We start from the raw sequence: 14987 nt of genomic DNA, 5'->3' as shown, positions 1-14987 counted from the left end.
AGTCATGGCTAAAAATAAGGATAAAGACATAGAAATTATCTCCAGAAATAAAAAAGCCAGACATGATTTTTATATAGAGGAAACTTATGAAGCAGGAATCAAACTAAAAGGAACAGAGATTAAATCCATTAGAAATCATCGGGTTAATTTGAAAGATAGTTTTGCTCTAGTTGAAGAGGGGGAAGTCTATCTGCATAATATGCATATCAGTCCCTATAAAGAAGGAAATCGTTATAATCATGAACCGGAAAGAAAAAGAAAACTTCTGCTTCACAAAAATGAAATCAGAAAGCTAATCGGATATACAACTCAGAAAGGTTATACCCTGGTACCTCTTACTCTTTATCTAAAGAAAAATCTATGTAAAGTTGAACTTGCAGTGGCTAAAGGTAAGCAGCAGCATGATAAAAGAAGAGATATTGCTAAGAGAACTGCTCAGAGAGAGATGGAAAAAGCTTTTAGACGTCAGCAAAAAGGAGATTATTAACTCTTAAATGTTAATATTTTTTACTATTTTGCTTTTAGGATGATCTTGGAATATGATATAAATTTGACATTTCCTGACCTTTGAGTTATAATAATTATGCTGAAAAGAAACAGCTATCCAGGGGGTGTTCTGGCTTCGCCTGGATGGTGAATCCTTTAGAAGCGGGTCGAGGAGTTCCTTTCACTCGTAAAACACTGGGAACTATAAAATTATCTGCAAACGATAATAATTACGCTTTAGCTGCCGCGTAGGCAGTTAACGCCTGAGCGGGTCCTGTCTGTGGAGTCGCCTCAGGTGCCATAAAAAGCAGACTAACCTTCTTCTGATGTCTGTAAGAAGAAGGGACATTTAACAGGCTGGCAGTAAGTAATCCTGTTCAGTGGAGTGCTTACTGTGAGATTAAAAGCTGAACTACGCTCGTAGAAACTACTGGGTGAGCCATTCAGTACGTGGGTTCGACTCCCACCACCTCCACCAAATAATAACTAAATTTAATATTTTTGATTCAAGAACCTGATTATATAAGGGTTCTTTTTTGTTTTATATAGAAGGAAATAAGGCTCAAATGTTTAATATATATACTAGTAGAAGAAATGAGGTGTCCTTATGACCGGGACAAAAATCAAAAAATATATTTTAGATAATAGAGATGATCTAATAAATAAAATTATGGATGAGCAGGAGTTTTTGTTACCTCAAGAAATGAACAGGTATAATTCAAATATGATGGAGAAAGTTAGAAGTGATACCTCTTCTAATTTAAATTATCTGGCTCAAGCTTTAGCTGTTGGTGAAAAAAACATTTTTGTTAATTACTACAGCTGGCTTTATACGGTTTTAAAAGAGCGGGGGATTGGAATTGAAGTTCTTAAGAAACACCTAAAGGCAATAAAAAATGTTTTATATTCTGAATTTACGCAAAAAGATTTTAATTTAATTAAAAATTATTTAAATTCTGCTGAGAATAAGATTTAAAATCCTGAGAATCATTATCAATCTTTCATCAATGAAAATAATTATTTGCAGGAAAAAGCAAAAATTTATCTTAATTTTATAATTAATATGGAAAGAGAAAGAGCAGTTAAACTAATTCTTGATTTGGTTGATCAGGGAACTGCAGTAGACGATATTTATTTAAATATTTTTCAACAAGTACAGTATGAAATTGGACGTCTCTGGCAGCTAAATCAGATAAGTATAGCTCAGGAACATTATGCGACTTCTGTAACTCAGCTGGCAATGGCACAATTATATCCTAAAATTTTTTCTTCCTATAAGAAAGGGAAAAAAGTTTTAACTGGCTGTATTGGAGATGAGTTACATGAGCTGGGAGTTAGAATGGTAGCTGATCTTTTAGAATTAGCCGGTTGGGATACAATTCATCTTGGTTCAAACACTCCTCCTGCTGAAATTTTAAAGCTGCTAGTAGAAAAAGAAATTGATTTACTTGCTATTTCGCTCACTCTGCCTGATAAGTTGGAGGTAGCACAGGGGTTAATAACTAAAATTCATGAAAAAACTAAATTGTCCAATTTAAAAATTATTGTTGGTGGAAGAGTGTTTTTAAAAAACAGCAATTTGTGGCAAAAAATTGGAGCAGATGCTTTTGCCGCTGATGCAAAAGAAGCAGTAAAGGTGGCTGATTCGTTATTATGATAGGCACAAATCAGCAGAATTTAGGTTTTATTATAAAAATTGATCAGGATAGTCAGGTTCAGGAAGTCCTTTTCAATTCTTTAAATAACTCGCTAAATTTAGAAAAAGAAAATTTCAGCAGATATGTAGACCAGGGTAGTCTCAAAAAATATTTTTCTCTTTTAAAGGAAGTTAAAAAGAAAGAGGTTGTTTTTGGCAGAGAAATTAATCTTAAACTTGGCGAAAAATCAGAATCATATATTTTGATAGTTCTAGATAATCTTGACAGCAGTAGCATTTTAATTGCTGCCAATCAGTCTGAAGGAATTATTAAATATTATGAAGAATTGATGCGGATCAATAATAATTATGTAAATAATTTGAGACGAAATTTAAAGGAAAAGATTGATCAAGAAACCCCTTTATCTGAAGATCAAATTTATAATGAAATGAGCAGGTTAAATAATGAATTAGTAAATCTTCAGCGTAAACTAAACAAACAAAATCTGCTTTTAAAAGCAGAAAAAGAAAAATATCGAGTTACACTTGCGAGCATAGCAGAGGGAGTCATAACTGCTGATCAGGATGATCTTATTGTTTATTTAAATTCGAAAGCTGAAGATATGCTTGGCTGGACACTTTCCCAAGCAAAAGGAAAAGAGTGTACAGATATTTTTAAGATATTTATTGAAGAAAATAATGAACAGGATTTAGATATAACTGCAGATGAGGATAAAAAATCAGAAGAAATAGAGATTTCACTTTCTGAGCTGCTATTTAAAAATGGAGAGATTAATAACCAGGAAGCAGTATTAACTCCTAGGAATAATAATAGTTTTCCAATTGAATTTTCAGCTGCCTCAGTAGCTGAAAATCAGGGAAAAGTTATAATTTTTAGAGATATCAGTGAAAGAAAAGATATGGAAGCCAGATTAAGAAAATACGCTGCAACTGATCTTTTAACAGAGGTTTTAAATAGAAGAGCTGGACTTGACTTTTTAGCAGAAGAAATGGACAAGGCTGAAGAAAATCAGGACAGTCTTTCTATTATTTTTATTGATGTTAATGATCTTAAGCTGGTTAATGATAATTTTGGTCATCAGGAAGGGGATGAACTGCTGCAAAAAATTAGCGATATTTTACAGCACTCTCTTCGGAGAAATGATAGAGTAGTCAGACTGGGTGGAGATGAATTTTTACTTGTTTTACCTCATAGTAATCAAATAGAGGCTGAAAAGATTTGGCTGCGAATTAGAAAAGAATTTAGGCGAGCTACAGAAGCTAATAAAAAAGACTATAAAATTTCCGCCAGTCATGGAGCAGCTGAATACAGTCCTGATTATCAAAAAGATTTAGAACAACTGATAAATGAAGCTGATAATGCTATGTATAAGGAAAAGCAAAAGATTAAATCAGCTGAAAACATACGATAAATAGATAAACTTAAATTAAAAGGAGGAAAGATAATGCAGGAAATTGGTCTGGGAACAATGCTCTTAAATAATAGTATTGAAAATTACCTTCTGGCTTTATTATTCTTATCTGCAGTTTATTTTATAATAAGAATATTTGATAAAGTATTACTGGGGAAAATGGATTTGTTTGTAGAAAAGTTTTCTCACTCTTTTTCAGTCTTATTAAAAAAAATAATAAAAAAACGTATTTATCCATTATTGTATTTGCTGGCACTTTTCTTAGCTTTTAATGAGTTGAAAACCAGCAGCCAGATTGATAATTTTATTAATTTAATTCTTATGATTTTATCAGTTATTTTTATAGTTCTTTCTGTTCTGGATATAATTACTTACAGTCTTAAAAAATACTGGTCTAAAAAACATCGAAGTGAGGAACAGCAGAAAGTTTTGAGTATTACACTCTTTATTATCAAGACTGTTGTCTGGATAATTGCTTTCTTATTTATTTTGGACAATTTAAATATCCAGATTACTGGCCTAATCACTGGGCTTGGAATTGGTGGTATTGCAATAGCTTTTGCAGCTCAAAATGTTTTAACTGATCTTTTTAATTATTTTACAATTTTTTTTGATAAACCATTTGATATAGGTGATTTTATTATTATAGGAGACTATAAAGGCACAATAGAGCATATAGGAGTTAAAACTACCAGAATTAGAAGTCTGAGTGGTGAACAACTTATTATTTCCAATACAGACCTTGTCAATTCTAGAATTAACAACTATAAGCGGATGAGGCAGAGAAGAATTAATTTTAGTTTTGGGGTGACTTATGATACTCCTCTGGAAAAGCTAAAAAAAGTGACGGGTATAGTAGAAGATATAATTAAATCAATTGATAAGACAGAATTTGATCGAGCTCATTTTGCAGAATATGCTGACTCCAGTCTGCTTTTTCAGGTTGTATATTATGTTACAGATAGTGATTATAAATTATATATGGACATTCAGCAGCAGATAAATTTTAAACTAAAAGAAAATTTTGAGGAGTTGGGAGTTAGTTTTGCTTTTCCAACTCAGACTATTCACTTTGCTTCATCAGAGTTAATAAATAAAAAATCTGAAAAAGTTGTAGGTATAAATAAAGAAGATCAAAATAATTTTGATAAAGATAAAATAAATTGAAATAAGGAGTTAAAAAGATGTTAATTGCAAGTTGTGAAATCAAATTATATTTACCAGGCGCAGCAACCTTAAAAGATAAGCGGCGAATAATAAAAAGCCTGCTGCAGAAAAGCAAAAACAAATTTAATCTTTCTGCAGCAGAGGTAGATGCCCAGGATTATATCCAGACTGCTGTACTGGGAGTTGCACTGGTAGGAAGTGATTATCAGTATTTGCAGAGTGTCATGGACAAATATCTTGACTTTGTTGAATCTTTTCCCGAATTTCTACTTACAGACTTCGAAGTGACAATCAGCTGAAAGCTCTTCTTTATTAATTAAAGAAGCAGCTTCCCGGTCAAGCAAAACTGTGATCTGGGGATGAGTCTGTAGTAGTGATGCTGGAACCTGAGTGGATATTTTTCCACTCACAGTTCGTTTTATTGCCTCTGCTTTACTTTTACCACTGGCCAGCAAAATTATTCTATCAGCTTTTAAAATAGTAGCCATACCCATTGAAATTGCTTTTTTAGGAACTTCATCTTTGCTGTCAAAATAGCGGCTGTTTGCTTCGATTGTTTCTTCAGTTAGATCTACTACTTCAGTTGCGACATTTAAATTTTCTGCAGGTTCGTTAAAACCAATATGGCCATTAGAACCTATTCCCAGAATCTGTAGATCAATACCCCGGGCATTTTTAATTGATTCTTCGTAATTTCTGCACTCCTCAGCAAAATCTTCTGCGCTTCCATCAGGGATATGGATATTTTCTTTTTTAATATTAATGTCATTGAAAAAATTATCATTCATATAATAATGATAACTGTTAGGATGGTCTGCTTCCAGTCCACAGTATTCGTCCAGATTAAAACTTTGTACTTCTTTAAAATCAACTTCATCTTCTCTATACATTTCAATTAGTTTATCATACATTGCCAGGGGGGTACCACCAGTTGCCAGTCCCAGATTGCTGTCAGGTTTTAAAGTGATTTGACTTGCAACCATTAGAGCAGCCTTTTTGCTCATAGCATGATAATCTTTTTCTACAATAATTCTCATTTTTACACATCCTTTTAAAAATTTAGTCTAGATCAAAAGTGAATTTAAATTTATAATTATCGTTACGATAATAGGCAGAAGTATATTCAATAATGTCATCAGTTTCATTTTTACTGAATTGTTCAAAATATAGCCCCAGCATACCTTCCTTAACCTGCATCTTATCTGCAATACTGGAATCAAAAATAACTGCTTCAACTTCTGCTTCAGCATTGCTCAGCTGAATATTATATTTGTCTTTTATTATTTTAAACAAGGAGCTATTTTCCAGTTCATTCTTTTTTAGATCTTTAAAATTATGAGCAGCTAAATAGGTGTTTTCCAGTAAAAAAGGCTTATTTTCAATTAATCTTAATCTTTCCAGTTTGAAAAGTTCTGTTTTAGAGTCTAAATTCATTTTTTTAGCAGCTTGTTTATCTCTAATTTTATTAAAAGCAAGAATCTTAGTGGTGTAACTGAGTCCCTTTTTTTCCATTTCTTTGGTAAAGCTTAAAAGTGGAGAGATGCTGTAACTCTGCTGATAGTCTGTGACAAAGGTACCACTTCCCTGTTTTCTAATTAAATAGCCGTTGTCTACCAGAATATCAACTGCTTTTTTAACAGTCATGCGGCTAATATTGTGATATTCAGCCAGTTCTCTTTCTGAGGGCAGTCTTTCTCCAACTTCAAATTCTTTATTTTTAACAGCATTTAAAATACTTTCTTTAAGCTGGTAATAAAGCGGAAGAGGACTGTTTTTATTAATTTCCTGCATAAACCTGCCTCCTTTTAAGGAATATACAACATGTGGTCTATACCAATTATACGATAAAAAATTATTATCTGCAAGTTAAAAACAGATAATAATTTTTAAATAGTTGATTTTAAAATTTAAAGATAATCCCGATCAGTGCAGAAACAGTTATGTAAATAATAGGATGTTTTTTAAATTTTCGAACTGCAGTAAAGACAATTAGCAGTAAAAGTAAAGATTTATAGTCAAAAAAATTAATTAACTTTTTATTTAACTGCAGATATTGGAGGTTTAAAATTCCACCCTGAGCCAGTTCAAAAGCTGCTGAAGCAATTAAACCAGCGACTGCAGGTCTAATTCCACTAAATGCTGATTCAACAAGGGGATGCTGATTAAATTTCTTAAAATAATGAGCAATAATAGTAATAATAATAATTGAAGGAGCTGCCAGTCCTGCTGTTGCAATAATTCCACCCGGGATACCTCCAGTATTAAAACCAATAAAAGTTGCGGTATTAATTCCAATGGCACCGGGAGTTGATTCGGAAATTGCAATCATATTTAAAAGTTCTTTGGAAGTCATCCAACTGTATTTTGTAATTAAATCCTGCAGAAAGGGCAGAGCTGCCAGTCCGCCTCCAAGGGCAAAAAGACCAACTTTAAAAAATTCCAGGAATAATCTTAGATAGACCATTATTTATCACTTCCCTGATCTTTATTTTGATAATCGTAATAGGCAGTCTCCAGATTACCTCTGAGATATTGAATTATAATACCGGCTGCTGCTGAGCCAAGAATAACAAAAACTGGGGATATCTTAAAAATTACCAGCAATAAAAAAGCTATTAAAAATATAAGCAGACTGGCTCTGGTTTTATCAGATTTTTGCCACATTTTGATTACTATATCAATTATTAAAGCAACTACAGCAATTTGAATAGCAGCAAATGCATGCTGAAAAAGATCAATTTGCTGAAAACGCTTAAAAAATGAAGCAATAAGCGTTATAATAATAAGCGAGGGCATAATAAAACCGGTAGTAGCTGCCAGTGCTCCTTTAATACCCTTAAGGCTGTAACCGGTCATGGTAGCCGTATTAACAGCTATAATACCCGGAGTGCTCTGGCCGATTGCATAATAATTATAGATATCTTCTTCGGTAATCCAGTTTAAATTATCAACCAGTTCCCGTTTGATTATTGGCAGCATGGCATAACCACCACCAAAGGTGAAAGATCCAATTTTAAAAAAAATCAAAAAGATTTTGAGTAATTTTTTCACGATTTATTCAACCTCCGGCTAATATTATAACATAATAAGAAAAAATTGGCGAAATTATATTCTTATTATGTTATTTAAAGGCGGAATAAAAAGGATAATAAAATTTTTTAGAGAATAAATATATATAGCCTTGCATTTAAGATTATATTTTTGAGGTGAAAGGAGGTTTTTCTTATGGCAGAAATCGTAGGAATTGTTGTTATAGTATGGGCTATCGTTTACTTTTTTGATAGAATGGCTCCATAAGAAAAAATTGGAGGGAGAAATGTATTTATTTCTCCCTTCTTTCCATGATTAGTCAGACATAAATTTTAAATTAGTAGAGGAGTAATAATGCCTAATTTTAAAGAAGATATCAAGATTATATTTTTACTAATTAAGAAAGATATAAAAGAATCACTGAAAAATAGAACTGCTTTAATGATTATCATGCTACCTCTTTTTGCATCACTGATGTTTTCTCTTGTTAGTTCTCAGCAGTTGGTGCGAAATTTCGAACTTGCAGTAAGTGGACCTGAAAGCGAAGAACTGGTATCATTTATTAACAGTAATTTTAAAAACTTTAAAATTGAAAAATATCCCAATATTAAGGCTGGTAAAGAGGCTACAGCGGCAGGATCTATTGATGCAGCTATAAATTATGATCCTGATCCAGAAAATATTGAAGACCGTTATCAGATATATTTAGATAGTAGAGATACAATTAATTTTTTTATTTTGAAAGAAAATATTTCTCAGTTATTATCAAGTTATCATAATCTAAATAGTGGTCCCCAATTTAACTTTAATTCTGCTTCAGAAGTAAAAGTTAGCAGTTCAATTTTACCAGTCTGGTTAACAGTTACAATTACAATGATTGGTTTAATGTTAATATCTGCTTCTTTATCGGAAGAAAAGGATAATAAAACTCTGGCCGCTTTACTGGTCACAAAAGCAAATATTTACCAGGTGATAATAGCCAAAAGTTTATTCGCCTGGATTTTAGTTTTAATAACTTCCACTTTGATGGGAGCTTTAAATGGAGTTTTAGTAATTGGGTTTAATAGATTATTATCTGCCTTTATTATTATTTCAGCTGCTTCATTTGTTTTTAGTGGTCTGGGATTAATTATTAGTCTTTTCAGTAAATCACAGTCTTCTTCGAGGTCAATTTCGACAGTTATCTATTTTCCAATTATTTTTCCTGCTCTTGTTGCTGATGTTTCTCCCTTAACACAGAGATTAGCATTATTTTTTCCAACTCATTATTTATATCAGGCTTTAGATAAAGTTCTGGTTTATGAGGGAGGCAATAGAAATCTGTCTTTAGAGTTAGCAGTTTTAATTTTATTTGCATTGATTTTTTATTTAATAATCCTTATTTATACTAGAAAGGCTGATTCTCTTGTTGAATAAAAATAATTTTTTGTTAGCAGTTATTTCTATTATTATTTTAATAAATCCAGTAGTTCAGGCTGAGGGATTCGAAAATCCGCAGGCTTTTACAGAATATATTTATAATAGTTATTCAGAAAGGGATTTTTCTGAGGTCTATAATAATTTTGCTGCAGAATTAAAAAGGATATTACCCGAAAATAAATATACAGAATTTCAACAGCAGAATTTTGAAAAATATCAATTGAAATATACAGAAATTAAAGTTTCTGCTGCCAAAGAAATAGATTTTAAGACAATTAAAGATAAATTTGATTATGCTGATGATTTTGGCAGTTATTATCAGCTTCAGGTTAGTTATTTATTAAAATTCAAACATTTTGGCAGTCGGGAAGAAAAGTCTGAGAAGAAGGTTTATATTAGAAAAATTAATGATGACTTCCAAATTTTCTGGGATTATAAAAATGCTTTGAATAATGATGAAGCAGCAGAACCGGCTGATAAAAATGAATAATCCAATTATTGAGATAAGAAATTTAGAAAAAAATTTTTCAGGTTTTAAAGCTTTAAAAGGTATTAATCTTCAAATTGATAGAGGAGAGATTATTGGGCTGCTAGGGCCTAATGGCGCCGGAAAAACAACCACCCTTAAGATATTAACCGGGCTTTTAAGTGCTGATCAGGGAAGTATAAAAATAATGGGATCATCTGTCAACAAAAAACTTCCGGGCTGGTTAAAGGCAAAAATCGGAGTTGTATTTGAAGAAAGCAATTTATATCTGAGACTTAATGCTATTGACAATCTTAAGTTATTTGCCGGAATAAATAATGTTAGCAAAGCTAGAATTGCTGAACTTTTGTCTGAATATAAGCTGCAGGATGCTGCTAAAAAAGAAGTTAGAAACTTTTCTAAGGGAATGAAAAAAAGGCTGATGATCTGCAGAGCACTGCTTGCTGAGCCAGAAATCTTAATTTTAGATGAAGCTACCGGAGGGCTTGATCCAATTTCGGCAGAAATTATTCGTAAAAAAGTTCTGAGCTTAAAAGAAGAAGGGAAAACTGTAATTTTGAGTACCCATTATCTGGAAGAAGCAGATCGGCTCTGTGATAGAGTAGCTTTTATTAATCAGGGAAAAGTACTGGCAGTTAACAGACCTTCAGCATTTAAAAATAAGCTTCAGGAAAAGTATCTGGAACTCAAATTTTTAATTGATCCAGATCTTGATTTAAAAGAAATCAAGAAGTTTTTAGAAGGTGTTTTGGCTGCTAAAGATGATTACAGTCTGCAGTCTGGAGTTTTGAATTTGAAGTTGAATTTTGACCAGCAGCTTTTTAATAAGGCAGAGAGAGTAGCTGCAAAATTTAAACTGCTCGATCTAAAGAAGGTTGAAGCAGATCTGCAGCAGGTTTTTAATAATTTTAATAATTAATTCTCGGAGGAGATAGGATGCAGAAGCTTGCACCTGATTTTGATTTTTTATTTAATAATTTAAATAAAATTGCCTATATTTTTAAAGATCCAACTCACTTTGGTTCTGTAAATCAGAAAATGGCTGATTTTTGTTCCTGTAAAGTTTCAGAACTGGAGGGGAAATCTGTATCTGTTATTTTGGATCAAAAAGAGATTGAAACAGTTAAAAGATTTAATCAAAATATTTTTAACGAAGGTCTGCGGAAAAAGGCTGAAATGGAAATTGAGATAAATAAAAAGCTTCACACAATTGAAGTAGATACAATACCTCATCATAATAATCAGGGCAAAGTTGATTATTTACTCTGCCTGGCTGAAGATATTACTGCAGAGCTGGAAAAAGAGAAAAGATTTTATAGAAACAAAAAACGATACAGAAGTATTTTTAAAAAAGCACCACTCGCTTTTGTTGTTTCTGATAGAGAAACAAACATTATTGATTGGAATGATAAGGCTGAAGACATTTTTGGCTGGAAAAAAGAAGAGGTTATTAATAAAAATTTTAATTTAATTGTAGCCGAAGATTCTTATTCTGAAATAACAGAGGTTATTGAAAATGTCTTTGAAGGGAAAAAGAGTTACAACATTAATAAAAATATAGCTAAAGATGGCAGTGAACTTTACTGTGAATGGAATACTGCCTTAATAAGAGATAAAAACGATAAAATACTGGAAATTATTTCGATTGCTCAAGATATTAGTGAGAAGATAGAAACAAAAAGAAGAATTGAAAATCAGAAAGAAGAATTAAAATATAGTGAGCTGAGAACTCAATTTTTTGCAAATATTTCGCATGAATTGAAGACTCCTCTAAATTTGATTTTCTCCAGTCTGCAGCTTTTAGATTATAAACTTAAAAATACTAATTTTGAACAGATAAATCATTTTGATAAATATCTGGCTTCAATTCGAAATAATGGATTTAGACTGTTGAGACTTGTAAATAACCTTATTGATATAACTAAAATCGATGTTAATACTTTTCAGCTTCATCGGGCCAATTTTGATGTTATAGAATTAATCAGATCGGTTGTAACAAGTACCAGAGACTATCTGGAAGCCAAAAATAGAAATTTTAGATTTGAAAGCAGTCTGGATTCGGAAGTAATAGCCTGTGACCCGTTTAATATTGAGAGAGTGATTTTGAATTTGATTTCAAATGCTGTAAAATTTACAGCAGAGGGAGACGAAATTTTATTAAGAATTGAAAAAGAAAAAGAGTGGATTAAAATTTCTTTAAGAGATACTGGAATTGGTATTAAAAAGGAAAATCAGGATATTATATTTGAACAGTTTAGACAGGTGGATCAGAGTTTTAATAAAAAAAGAGAGGGTAGTGGGATTGGTTTATCTCTAGTTAAGTCAATTGTGGAGATGCATGGTGGAAAAATAGAACTGGACAGTATTTACGGTGTTTACAGCAGATTTAGTGTTTATTTACCTGCAGAAACCATTGATGAGCGAACTCTGGCTGCAGAAAGTTATTCCGCAGACAGTCTATTAAATAAGGTAGAGTTAGAATTTAGTGATATTAATTATATTTAAAAGTAAGGAGGGGTTACCTTGTCAGTTCCCAGAAAATTTGGCATTAGAATTTTACTGCTTATTTTATCAATTTTTATTCTGAGCAGTACAGCAGCAGCTCAAAATACAATTTATTTTAATAGCAAAGATATTACTTCGGAAATAGAAACGGTAAGCCGGGAAGGGGAACTGCTGATTAAGGCAAGGGACCTGGCAGAATTACTGGATGCTGATTTAACCTGGAGACCAGCTCTTAAATCACTGGAAATGAAGTCCCAGAATGTTACAATTAAAATCATGGCCAATAGTCGATATATTCAGATAGGTAATGATGCTTTAAAAACTAGAGCTGGTCTGCAGCTGGTAGATAATCAGGCATATATTCCGCTGGCAAAATCGATAGAGGCATTTGGATATCTGCTTGAATATCAGCGCGATAATGAGGAGCTGTATATTTTTCAGCCAGAAACAACAATTAACAATGTATCCTGGCAGGAAGATGGTAATCAACTTCAGATTAAAATGGATGAGATTACACCTTATAGAATTTTACATAGTGAAGATGGTAGAGAAATTACTATAGAGATTGATAAGGCAGTAATTGATCAGGAGTTTAGTGATAATATTTCAAATAATAACTATTATTTGCGTGTTGTTAATGTTCCGGATAGAGCTTTATTAAGGTTAATTATTAAAAGTAGAACTCCGATTCCCTTTCAGATTGATGGGGGAGTTTATGAGTATGAAGATTCACTGGTCCTCAGTTTCCTGCCTCAGCTTAAAGATATAAGGATTGATAAAAATAACATTTTGAAAGTTGAAGCTACCGGTGAAATTCCTGATGCAAAAACTAAATATATCTCTGAAAGCAAAAAAATGATTATTGATATACCGTCTGTAGTTATTGGTAATTTTGATCTGGATATAGAAAATCATCCTCTGATTAAGGACATTAAGGTTACCCAGCATGATCTGGACCCGGTAATTTTAAGGATAGAAGCCACAATGGTAAATGGGGATATATTTAAGCCGTTAAAAAGAGAAAAAAATAGTCTGCTGGCATTTAAGCCAGGACAGCGTTCGGAGATTACAAATCTTGATTATGCAGCGGGAAGTTTTAGTTTTGATTCTTCTTCTGCCTTAAATCCTGAACTATTTTTGCTGGAAACCCCTCCAAGACTGGTTATGAATCTCTATCATGTTAATCGTGGAGCCGGGATTCTTGATAAAATAGAGGTTAATAATTCTCTGATTAAAAATTTAAGGACAGCAAGATTTGATGAACAGACTGTTAGAATAGTTGCCGACCTAAAAGAGCTTACTGGCTATGATTGGGTAGAAGAAGAGAAAAATGGTATCTATCATTACACAGTTAATTTAAAAAATAAGTTTGCAGAAATCAGGACAGAGGATAATGATAAATATCAATATCTTGACATTTTAATGGACAGCAGAGCTGAATATGAGGTTAAGAAGTTTAATTATCCGCACCGAATAGTAGTTGATTTTAAAAATACTTTAAATAACCTGGATGAATTTAAGACCATTGAAAAGACTTCTTTAATAAAAGATATTAGAAGTAGTAATTATCAACTGGAGGGAGAAGAAGTCACCCGATTGGTTTTTGAATTAAATGATTATTACAGCCATCGAGTTGAGACATATCAGGATAAACATGGGATTAAAATTGCTCTAGCTAAGGATTATTTAAATAAGCAAATGAAAGAAGATAGAGAAATTGAAAGTCATCTGATAGTAGTTGATGCAGGGCATGGAGGTTTTGACCCGGGTGCTATAGGAATGACAGGTCTGGAAGAAAAAGTTTCTAATTTAGCAATTGCCAGAGAAATTGCCAGTCAATTAGCTGATAAAGATCAGACAGTGCTTTTAACTAGAAATTCTGATCGTTTCCATTCACTGCAGCAGCGAGTCAAGTTTGCTAATGCCAGAAATGCAGATTTATTTGTCAGTATTCATGCTAATTCCTTTAATAATCCTCAAACAGGTGGAGTAGAGACTTATTATAATCAGCATGAAAATAATCAGAATAGATTTCTTGCTGAAAAAATACATGATAAACTGGGGAGAGGTCTTGGAATTTATGATCGAGGAATCAAGGAAAGTAATTTTTATGTTATAAAATATACAAAAATGCCTTCTGCTCTGATAGAAGTTGCATTTGTAAGTAATCCTGGAGAAGAAAAAATGCTTCAATCATCCAAATTCCAGAAAAAAGCCGCATCTCTGATTACGGAAGGGATTCTTGATTACCTGGAAGAGAATGGGGGAAAATAATATGGCTGTTAAAAAGATTAAATTAAGTCCTGAGCAAAAAAGAAAAATGCTGCTTGTTTTGAGAGTTTTACTGTTGACAGCAGCAGTACTTTATTTACTTTTCCTCTTCTATAATAATTATTTTTTGGATGATAAAATCAAAGTTTATTTTTCTACCGAAAATGCAAATTATTTGAAATCAGAAAAGAGGACTATTAATCAGGAAAGCGACTTATATTTTCAGATATTTGATGAACTCAAATCTGGACCGGAAAGTAGTGGACTTACTGCAACAATTCCAGCAGGCAGTCAACTGCTGGATTACCAAATTGAAGATAAAATGATAATTTTAAATTTCAATCAGGCTTTTAGAGATAATCACTGGGGTGGTAGCACAGGAGAATTACTGACAATTTACTCTATCGTGAATTCTTATACCTCGCTGGAAGAAATTCAAACTGTCCGGATATTGATTGAAGGAAAAGAGGTAGAAAGTTTGGTTGGTCATCTTGACTTAACACAACCCTTGATGTACAATCAAAAACTAACTGAGGGAAGTTAACTAAATTAA

Annotated in this window: 16 protein-coding genes and 1 other RNA gene; 13 read left to right on the top strand and 4 right to left on the bottom strand. The window is 32.4% G+C overall.

All coding sequences use genetic code 11. The features are described 5' to 3' along the window. Window positions 1-4 precede the first annotated feature (4 nt). The 7 genes from smpB (at window position 5) to DFR80_RS05320 (ending at window position 5021) form a co-directional block, all read left to right on the top strand. On the top strand, window positions 5-487 hold the full coding sequence (smpB, locus tag DFR80_RS05350) for an SsrA-binding protein SmpB (protein WP_076544382.1): 483 nt from the start codon (window positions 5-7) through the stop codon (window positions 485-487). A gap of 120 nt (window positions 488-607) precedes the next feature. Then, window positions 608-964, top strand: a transfer-messenger RNA (tmRNA) gene (ssrA, locus tag DFR80_RS05345). A gap of 129 nt (window positions 965-1093) precedes the next feature. Further along, window positions 1094-1462, top strand: a complete 369-nt coding sequence (locus DFR80_RS05340) for a hypothetical protein (protein WP_114489398.1) — start codon at window positions 1094-1096, stop codon at window positions 1460-1462. A gap of 45 nt (window positions 1463-1507) precedes the next feature. After that, complete coding sequence (locus tag DFR80_RS05335) at window positions 1508-2143, top strand: B12-binding domain-containing protein (protein WP_114489397.1); 636 nt, start codon at window positions 1508-1510, stop codon at window positions 2141-2143. Next, on the top strand, window positions 2140-3555 hold the full coding sequence (locus DFR80_RS05330) for a sensor domain-containing diguanylate cyclase (protein ID WP_114489396.1): 1416 nt from the start codon (window positions 2140-2142) through the stop codon (window positions 3553-3555). The genes DFR80_RS05335 and DFR80_RS05330 overlap by 4 nt, the downstream gene beginning before the upstream one ends. Window positions 3556-3588: 33 nt before the next feature. Continuing rightward, window positions 3589-4722, top strand: coding sequence for a mechanosensitive ion channel family protein (locus DFR80_RS05325; protein WP_114489395.1), 1134 nt, complete (start codon window positions 3589-3591; stop codon window positions 4720-4722). Between the two features lie 17 nt (window positions 4723-4739). Next, on the top strand, window positions 4740-5021 hold the full coding sequence (locus tag DFR80_RS05320; protein ID WP_114489394.1) for a DUF503 domain-containing protein: 282 nt from the start codon (window positions 4740-4742) through the stop codon (window positions 5019-5021). Here DFR80_RS05320 and nagB read toward each other — a convergent pair. The 4 genes from nagB to DFR80_RS05300 all read right to left on the bottom strand — a co-directional run bounded on the left by nagB (window position 4989) and on the right by DFR80_RS05300 (window position 7773). Beyond that, entirely contained in the window at window positions 4989-5759 is a 771-nt protein-coding gene (nagB, locus tag DFR80_RS05315; protein WP_076544377.1) for a glucosamine-6-phosphate deaminase, read from the bottom strand. The two genes, DFR80_RS05320 and nagB, sit on opposite strands and share 33 nt — an antisense overlap. A 22-nt stretch (window positions 5760-5781) precedes the next feature. Then, window positions 5782-6513 carry a GntR family transcriptional regulator gene (locus tag DFR80_RS05310; protein ID WP_076544376.1) on the bottom strand — a complete coding sequence of 244 codons (732 nt, stop codon included), beginning with the start codon at window positions 6511-6513 and terminating at the stop codon, window positions 5782-5784. 109 nt (window positions 6514-6622) lie between these two features. After that, the gene (locus DFR80_RS05305) at window positions 6623-7186 is read right to left on the bottom strand and encodes a chromate transporter (RefSeq protein WP_076544375.1); all 564 of its coding nucleotides are present in this window, start codon (window positions 7184-7186) and stop codon (window positions 6623-6625) included. Then, entirely contained in the window at window positions 7186-7773 is a 588-nt protein-coding gene (locus tag DFR80_RS05300; protein ID WP_114489393.1) for a chromate transporter, read from the bottom strand. The genes DFR80_RS05305 and DFR80_RS05300 overlap by 1 nt, the downstream gene beginning before the upstream one ends. Window positions 7774-8106: 333 nt before the next feature. On the opposite strand from DFR80_RS05300, the gene DFR80_RS05295 reads away from it, so the two are divergent. The 6 genes from DFR80_RS05295 to DFR80_RS05270 are packed head-to-tail and all read left to right on the top strand — an operon-like array spanning window position 8107 to window position 14978. Continuing rightward, complete coding sequence (locus DFR80_RS05295; RefSeq protein WP_076544373.1) at window positions 8107-9168, top strand: ABC transporter permease; 1062 nt, start codon at window positions 8107-8109, stop codon at window positions 9166-9168. Further along, entirely contained in the window at window positions 9161-9661 is a 501-nt protein-coding gene (locus DFR80_RS05290) for a hypothetical protein (RefSeq protein ID WP_233493739.1), read from the top strand. The genes DFR80_RS05295 and DFR80_RS05290 overlap by 8 nt, the downstream gene beginning before the upstream one ends. Beyond that, window positions 9654-10577: an ABC transporter ATP-binding protein gene (locus tag DFR80_RS05285; RefSeq protein WP_076544371.1), complete on the top strand. Its 924-nt coding sequence runs from the start codon at window positions 9654-9656 to the stop codon at window positions 10575-10577. The genes DFR80_RS05290 and DFR80_RS05285 overlap by 8 nt, the downstream gene beginning before the upstream one ends. 17 nt (window positions 10578-10594) lie before the next feature. Continuing rightward, window positions 10595-12163 (top strand): PAS domain-containing sensor histidine kinase, encoded by a 1569-nt coding sequence (locus DFR80_RS05280; protein ID WP_076544370.1) that lies wholly within the window; start codon window positions 10595-10597, stop codon window positions 12161-12163. 18 nt (window positions 12164-12181) lie between these two features. Continuing rightward, entirely contained in the window at window positions 12182-14437 is a 2256-nt protein-coding gene (locus DFR80_RS05275) for an N-acetylmuramoyl-L-alanine amidase family protein (RefSeq protein WP_076544369.1), read from the top strand. Between the two features lies 1 nt (window position 14438). Further along, window positions 14439-14978 (top strand): GerMN domain-containing protein, encoded by a 540-nt coding sequence (locus DFR80_RS05270; protein ID WP_076544368.1) that lies wholly within the window; start codon window positions 14439-14441, stop codon window positions 14976-14978. The last annotated feature ends 9 nt before the right edge of the window (window positions 14979-14987 follow it).

It is taken from the genome of Halanaerobium sp. ST460_2HS_T2, from assembly GCF_003337665.1.
GTDB classification, from domain to species: domain Bacteria; phylum Bacillota; class Halanaerobiia; order Halanaerobiales; family Halanaerobiaceae; genus Halanaerobium; species Halanaerobium kushneri.
Note: the sequence above shows the minus strand (reverse complement) of the source record. Positions and strands in the feature narration are given on the sequence as shown.

Coding starts and splice junctions, on each gene's coding strand:
- smpB (WP_076544382.1), top strand. CDS start 5: ATGGCTAAAAATAAGGATAAAGACATAGAAATTATCTCCAGAAATAAA.
- DFR80_RS05340 (WP_114489398.1), top strand. CDS start 1,094: ATGACCGGGACAAAAATCAAAAAATATATTTTAGATAATAGAGATGAT.
- DFR80_RS05330 (WP_114489396.1), top strand. CDS start 2,140: ATGATAGGCACAAATCAGCAGAATTTAGGTTTTATTATAAAAATTGAT.
- DFR80_RS05325 (WP_114489395.1), top strand. CDS start 3,589: ATGCAGGAAATTGGTCTGGGAACAATGCTCTTAAATAATAGTATTGAA.
- DFR80_RS05320 (WP_114489394.1), top strand. CDS start 4,740: ATGTTAATTGCAAGTTGTGAAATCAAATTATATTTACCAGGCGCAGCA.
- nagB (WP_076544377.1), bottom strand. CDS start 5,759: ATGAGAATTATTGTAGAAAAAGATTATCATGCTATGAGCAAAAAGGCT.
- DFR80_RS05310 (WP_076544376.1), bottom strand. CDS start 6,513: ATGCAGGAAATTAATAAAAACAGTCCTCTTCCGCTTTATTACCAGCTT.
- DFR80_RS05305 (WP_076544375.1), bottom strand. CDS start 7,186: ATGGTCTATCTAAGATTATTCCTGGAATTTTTTAAAGTTGGTCTTTTT.
- DFR80_RS05295 (WP_076544373.1), top strand. CDS start 8,107: ATGCCTAATTTTAAAGAAGATATCAAGATTATATTTTTACTAATTAAG.
- DFR80_RS05285 (WP_076544371.1), top strand. CDS start 9,654: ATGAATAATCCAATTATTGAGATAAGAAATTTAGAAAAAAATTTTTCA.
- DFR80_RS05280 (WP_076544370.1), top strand. CDS start 10,595: ATGCAGAAGCTTGCACCTGATTTTGATTTTTTATTTAATAATTTAAAT.
- DFR80_RS05270 (WP_076544368.1), top strand. CDS start 14,439: ATGGCTGTTAAAAAGATTAAATTAAGTCCTGAGCAAAAAAGAAAAATG.